Source organism: uncultured Leptotrichia sp., from assembly GCF_938036635.1.
Lineage (GTDB): Bacteria > Fusobacteriota > Fusobacteriia > Fusobacteriales > Leptotrichiaceae > Leptotrichia > Leptotrichia hongkongensis.
Genome location: NZ_CALHQO010000061.1, coordinates 1 through 1,204, shown reverse-complemented (window position 1 = coordinate 1,204; position 1,204 = coordinate 1). Strand labels below are relative to the sequence as shown.

Genomic DNA, 1,204 nt, shown 5'->3' with positions numbered 1-1,204 from the left:
TTTTTCCATTTTTCTACATTATATTCCTTTGTACAAATTGCATCAAATTCTATTTTTTCATCTTTTATCTGCTTAACATATAATTCTAGCTTTTCCTTCTGATTTTGCAACTCTGGTGATACTAGACACAATTTATACCCCATATTTTTTATTTTTCTATAAATTTCATTATTTATTGGTAATTTTGTAAAACAGTCTACCCATACCCAATTAACTCTTCCTTGCATGTTCTCTAATGTATCTAATCCTTCATATTCAGAATATCTTAAAGCAATATTTTTTTCACCCTTATCTGACAACAATTTTATCATTGGAAAAGAAGAATCAAGAAAAAAATAATTATTTATGCTATATTTTTTTAGCAGTTCTAAAATTTTAAGTTCTATTCTCTCACTTTTTATATTTAATATCATAGTTCCATGGCTATATTTTTTTAGATACTCTTCAAAATCTTTACCTAAAATAAAAGGATCATGATTTATATATATTTTCCCATCAACATTATCTCTCAAATCTATTTCAACTCCATATTCTTTAGGTAATGTTTCTAATTCTTCTAATTTATTTATTCTATGTGCTATGAATTCCATTACTTCACACCTCTTTTTTTCAGTTCTAAACTAAATGCCATAGTTCTTTTTATAAATTTCCATTTAGATGCTAGTCCAGTATTCCAAGTAGATTGTCCATGTATTCTTTCAGGAAATAAGACATCAAATCTTATAATTTTTAACTTATTTTTTTTAGCCATATATAATGCATACAAGTCAAGAGAAAAATCTTTAGGAGGATTCTCCCATTTGGAAAAGAATTCTTTTGAAAAAATATTAGGCTGTGCATTTACATCATATAAAACTTTGCCCATAAAAATTGTTTCAAATACAGACATTCCAAATGTAAAAAACTGATCAAAAAATGGTCTTCCTTTTCTATTTCCTTTAACATAAATATTTTTATTCCAATTTTCTTTTTCTAATATTTCATAAGCCTTTATCACATCTTTTGGGTCTGTCTGCATATCTGCATGCGTCCATCCTAAAAAATCTCCTTTTGCTTCTTTTAATCTTACTGCCATTTCCAAAGCATAAGTGTCAAAAGCATTTACTACTTTTTCAACTCCTTCTAATGCAGGTTTTCCTGTTTTTTCATTCATAAATATTTCAACAGAATCGTCTGCAACTTGTTTTATACAAACTAATATTTC

At 26.7% G+C, this 1,204-nt stretch carries 2 protein-coding genes; both read right to left on the bottom strand.

Features of this window, described 5'->3' with window-relative positions:
• A partial coding sequence (locus Q0370_RS01070; RefSeq protein WP_299570926.1) for a hypothetical protein occupies window positions 1-590 on the bottom strand: 590 nt, incomplete at its 3' end.
• A partial coding sequence (locus tag Q0370_RS01065; protein WP_299570923.1) for a glycosyltransferase family 2 protein occupies window positions 590-1,204 on the bottom strand: 615 nt, incomplete at its 5' end. The genes Q0370_RS01065 and Q0370_RS01070, both read right to left, overlap by 1 nt.